Origin of the sequence: Streptomyces sp. UH6 (assembly GCF_013421635.1) — a bacterium.
GTDB classification, from domain to species: Bacteria; Actinomycetota; Actinomycetes; order Streptomycetales; family Streptomycetaceae; genus Streptomyces; species Streptomyces abyssomicinicus.
On record NZ_JACADT010000419.1, the window covers coordinates 1 to 4759 of the forward strand.

Consider the following 4759-nt stretch of genomic DNA (forward strand, 5'->3'; position numbering starts at 1 on the left):
CGTGCGGATGGTCCGGCGCGATCTGGCGGAGGCCCATGTCCAGCTGGCCTCCGACCTGATCCTCGCCGAGTCCGAGCCCGAGTCCGAGTCCGGGTCCGGGTCCGGCGGCGGATCCGGGGCCGGAGGGCGCCGCTGGGCGGCCCAGCTCGCCGAGCTGACGCCCGCGCCCCCCTACCGGGGAGACCGTTTCACCCGGGCGACGGTTGTACTGGAGCTCTACCGGCTGCTGCTGAGGCTGCCCGCGCTGGAGCCGCTGGACGACCCCCGGCCGCGGCCGACCCCTGACGGCACGGGGCGGGCCGAGCCGGCGTCGAGGATGCTCGGCCGGATCCGCGCGCTGCTCGCCAAGGCGGAGGCGACCGGTTACCCCGAGGAGGCGGAGGCGCTGACCGCCAAGGCGCAGGAGCTGATGGCGCGCCACAGCATCGACGAGGCGCTGCTCGCCTCAGGTGGTCCGGGTGGTGGCGGAGGCCCGGCGAGCGGTGGTCCGGGGGCCGTCCGGATCGGGGTGGAGCCGCCGTACGAGCAGGCCAAGGCCGTGCTGCTGGACGCCGTGGCGAGGGCCAACAACTGCCAGGCGGTCTGGAACGAGCCGTTCTGCTTCAGCACGGTGGTCGGCTACGAAGCCGAGCTGGAGGCCGTCGAGATGCTGTACACCTCACTGCTGGTGCAGGCGACGTCGGCGATGACCCGGGCCGAGGCCGAGATGCGCAAGGGTGGTGCGAAGGGCGGCGGCCGGCGTCGGACCAAGACCTTCCGGCAGTCCTTCCTGGCCGCCTACGCGCACCGGATGGGCGCCCGGCTGGCCGAGGCCGCCGAGCACCAGATTGCGGAGGCGAAGGCCGGGGGCGGCGGGGAAGTGCTGCCCGTGCTCGCCTCCCGCGAGGCCGCCGTGCGGGCCGAGACCGACCGTCTCTTCCCCCGGACGACCACCACGCGGCTGCGCGGTGTCACGGACGAGGAGGGGTGGAACCGGGGCCGGGAAGCGGCCGACCGCGCGCGCATGGGCCGTGCTCCGGGGCTCCCCGGCCGCTAGACCCACGCTCAAGTCCCGTAGCGTGCCTGCGGAACCGCCGTGCCTCGCAAGCAAGTCCTGAGCATGAGAAGGAGGGTGCCGGGCACACGGGGAGAAAAGGGGGAGAGCCGGGACGGAGGCTGGGCTCCGTCGCCCGCCGCGCTGTAACCAGGGGAACACCCGGCGTGCACGTGCATCTGCACGGTGCATTTGCCGATGCATCGGCACCTGCGTATGCACATGAACATGACTATGATCCAAAGCAGTTGACCACGCACCGCGGCCCCACGGCCGGTGCATCACCGGGGAGCTACCTGTGGATCACGACGTGTACGACGGGTACGACCTTGACGAGGCCTCGGAACGTCCGGTGCGCCCGGCCGTGCCGGTGCCCCTGCGGGTGCACAACGGCATGGCGGCCACCCGCCTCGAGGGCGTCGCGTGGCAGAAGAGCAGGCACAGCAACTCGCAGGGCTCCTGCGTGGAGTTCGCGCGTCTGCCCGGCGGGGAGGTGGCCGTCCGCAATTCGCGCTTCCCGGACGGACCGGCGCTGGTCTACACGCGTGCGGAGATCGAGGCGATGCTGCTCGGCGTCAAGGACGGCGAGTTCGATCACCTGATAGCGGGCTGAACCCGACCCCCCGACTGCGTACGGCCGCAGTCACAGCCACAACTGCAGCCGCAGCCGCGGTCACGGTCTCAGGCCGACGGGCACAGCCGGAAGAGCGCCCACACGACCTTGCCGTCGAGGGCGCCGGTGACGGGGTGCCAGCCCCAGCCGTCGCTGAAGGAATCGACCAGGAACAGTCCGCGCCCGGACTCCGCGTCGCAGTCGTCGGACGCGTCGGCGTCGCGGGGGGCGGGGGACCGGTGGCTGGGGTCGCGGACCGCGCACACCAGGCGTTCGGGCCAGCGCATCAGATGCAGCCGTACCGGGGCGTCGTGGTCGGGGTCGCGGGCGGTGTCGGCCGGCAGGGCGTGGCGGAGGGCGTTGGTGACGAGTTCGGAGACCACCAGGCAGACGTCGTCGAAACGGTCCCCTATGTCCCACTGGCCGAGTGTGCCGCGGGTGAACCGGCGGGCCTCGCGGACCGCTTCGTAACGGGCGGGCAGTGCGCAGGTGGCGGCGTTGGAGACGGCCGCGGGGTCGAGTGGGGGAAGGCCCTGCCGTAGCGGCTCGAGCATGGTCGATCCATTCGTCCCCATGCGAGGCACTCCCGGGATTCGCGGTCGCGGCGATATGGCGGTGGTGCGACGCCCATGGTTTCGGATGCGACCAGCAGATGCAAGGGCAGATGCACGTGCACGCGTCTGAAATACGCTGCACCGTACCGTTTCTTGGTCATTTTTTCCGCCATCCACACGTTGATTTCCGGCCGTCCGGCGGTGGTCGCAGGGTTCAAATCCGGCCGCCGGCGGGGCAGTATCCGGACTGGGGGAGCGTCGGCCCTGCCATGATGTTTGCCTTTCCGTAATCGGACGAGTACAGCTCGGAGTGATTTGGTGGCAGACTTTCGCAACAGCGGACCGGCCGGGGAGGGTGGCTGACATGAGTGCGGGAGAGTCGGGATCGGTGGTGCGGAGGATGCTGCTCGGCTCGCATCTGAGGCGGCTTCGGGAGGCCCGCGGCATCACGCGGGAGGCGGCCGGGTACTCGATTCGGGCATCCGAATCGAAGATCAGCCGCATGGAGTTGGGGCGGGTGAGCTTCAAGGCGCGTGATGTGGAAGACCTGTTGACGCTCTACGGCATCGAGGACGAGGCGGAGCGCGGCGCGTTGCTCTCGCTCGTCAAGGAGGCCAATACGGCCGGATGGTGGCACAGCTACACGGACGTGCTGCCGCACTGGTTCCCCACCTACGTGGGGCTGGAGGGCGCCGCCTCCCTGATCCGTGGCTACGAGGTCCAGTTCGTGCACGGCCTCCTCCAGACCGAGGACTACGCCCACGCGGTCGTCTCGCGTGGTCTGTCCGACTCCCCGGCCGAGGTGGACCGCCGGGTGGCGCTGCGACTGGAGCGCCAGAAGTACCTGGTCTCCGAGCACGCCCCGCAGTTCCGGATAGTCCTCGACGAGGCGGCCCTGCGGCGTCCCTACGGAGGCCGGCAGGTGATGCGCGGCCAGCTCCAGCACCTCATCGAGGTCTCCGAGTGGCCCAACGTCCGGCTCCAGGTGATGCCCTTCGGCTTCGGCGGGCACGCCGGGGAGAGCGGGTCGTTCACCATCCTGAGCTTCCCCGAGTCCGACCTGTCGGACGTCGTCTACCTGGAGCAGCTGACCAGCGCTCTCTACCTGGACAAGCGGGAGGACGTCGTCCAGTACGAGCGGGCCATCGACGAGCTGATGCGGGACAGCCCGGGACCGGAGGAGAGCAGGGACATCCTGCGCGGGCTGCTTCAGCTGTCCTGAGGGACATCCGCGACGGGCGGTGGGTGAGCCGGACAGGGCCGGGTGGTGGAGCGCGGTCGGGTGCGCCCCGGTGGAACCCGGGGTGACGGTACGGCGTTGGTAGCTTTGTGCGGTAGTCCGAAAACCGTGCCGTCTTTCCCCCCTCACCCCTCAGGAGCCCGGAACCGTGACGACGCTTGCCCTGGGTCCGAGCTGGCTGGACCCCGACTATCTGCTGAACACGTTCGGCATCGTGGGTCTGCTGCTCATCGTCTTCGCAGAGTCCGGGCTCTTCTTCGGATTCTTCCTGCCCGGTGACTCGCTGCTGTTCACCACCGGCATGCTGATCACCTCCGACACCCTGAAGTTCCCGCTGTGGGGGGCCATCGCCCTGATCTGCGTCGCCGCGATCGTGGGCGACCAGGTGGGGTACATGTTCGGCAAGAAGGTCGGGCCGTCGCTCTTCAGCCGGCCGGACTCCCGCTTCTTCAAGCAGGAGAACGTCACCAAGGCTCACGAGTTCTTCGAGAAGCACGGGCCGAAGTCGCTGGTCCTGGCGCGCTTCGTGCCCATCGTGCGCACCTTCACCCCGATCATCGCCGGCGTCAGCGGCATGCGGTACCGGTCCTTCCTCATCTTCAACGTGCTCGGCGGCATCCTGTGGGGCGCCGGCGTGACGCTGCTGGGTTCCTGGCTGGGGCGGATCGCGTTCGTCGAGGAGAACATCGAGACGATCCTGATCCTGATCGTCCTGATCTCCGTGCTGCCGATCGTCTTCGAGCTGCTCAAGGCACGCGCGAGCAAGGGCAAGGGCGGACAGGACGGCGAGGACGAGGCCCCGGCCGGTGACGGCACGCCGCAGCACGGTGGCTACCCGATGATGGACGACGCCACGCGGCCGCTGCGGCTGCGTCCCGAGCAGGACGGACCGCAGCAGCCGTACGGCCACGGCGGCGGACAGTACGGCCAGCAGCCGCCCCAGCAGCACCAGCAGTACCAGGGCCAGCAGCACGAGCCGCACCAGCAGCACCAGCAGTACCCGCAGCAGACGTACGACCCGTACGACGGCCGGCAGCAGTACGGACAGCAGCCGCAGCAGCAGCCGCAGCAGGGGTACGGTGGCGCGCCTCAGCAGCAGCCCCAGCAGCCCCAGCAGCAGCCGTACGGAGGGGCCCGGTACGGGCAGTCGGAGCAGCAGCCGTACGGAGGAGCGCCGCAGCAGCAGGCCCAGGAGTACGGGCAGCAGCCCCGGGGCTACGGTCAGCAGCCCGAGCAGCGCCAGGCGTACGGACAGCAGCCGCAGCAGCAGCCCTACCCCCCGCAGGACTACGGGTACCCCCAGCGCCCGCAGGGCTGAG

The 4759-nt window shown here is 70.1% G+C and carries 5 protein-coding genes; 4 read left to right on the plus strand and 1 reads right to left on the minus strand.

Annotated elements, in window-relative coordinates; genetic code table 11:
• The coding region (locus HW445_RS18920; RefSeq protein ID WP_180222182.1) for a DUF2786 domain-containing protein at positions 1-1036 on the plus strand (1036 nt) is incomplete at its 5' end.
• 295 nt (positions 1037-1331) lie between these two features.
• The gene (locus HW445_RS18925; RefSeq protein ID WP_374939671.1) at positions 1332-1646 is read left to right on the plus strand and encodes a DUF397 domain-containing protein; all 315 of its coding nucleotides are present in this window, start codon (positions 1332-1334) and stop codon (positions 1644-1646) included.
• Positions 1647-1714: 68 nt separating this feature from the next.
• Here HW445_RS18925 and HW445_RS18930 read toward each other — a convergent pair whose 3' ends face one another.
• Positions 1715-2200 (minus strand): ATP-binding protein, encoded by a 486-nt coding sequence (locus tag HW445_RS18930; protein ID WP_257231160.1) that lies wholly within the window; start codon positions 2198-2200, stop codon positions 1715-1717.
• Between the two features lie 364 nt (positions 2201-2564).
• On the opposite strand from HW445_RS18930, the gene HW445_RS18935 reads away from it, so the two are divergent.
• Together HW445_RS18935 and HW445_RS18940 are read left to right on the plus strand one after the other, a co-directional pair.
• Positions 2565-3422 (plus strand): helix-turn-helix transcriptional regulator, encoded by an 858-nt coding sequence (locus HW445_RS18935; protein ID WP_180222184.1) that lies wholly within the window; start codon positions 2565-2567, stop codon positions 3420-3422.
• Between the two features lie 166 nt (positions 3423-3588).
• Complete coding sequence (locus HW445_RS18940) at positions 3589-4758, plus strand: VTT domain-containing protein (protein ID WP_180222185.1); 1170 nt, start codon at positions 3589-3591, stop codon at positions 4756-4758.
• Position 4759: the final 1 nt, after the last annotated feature.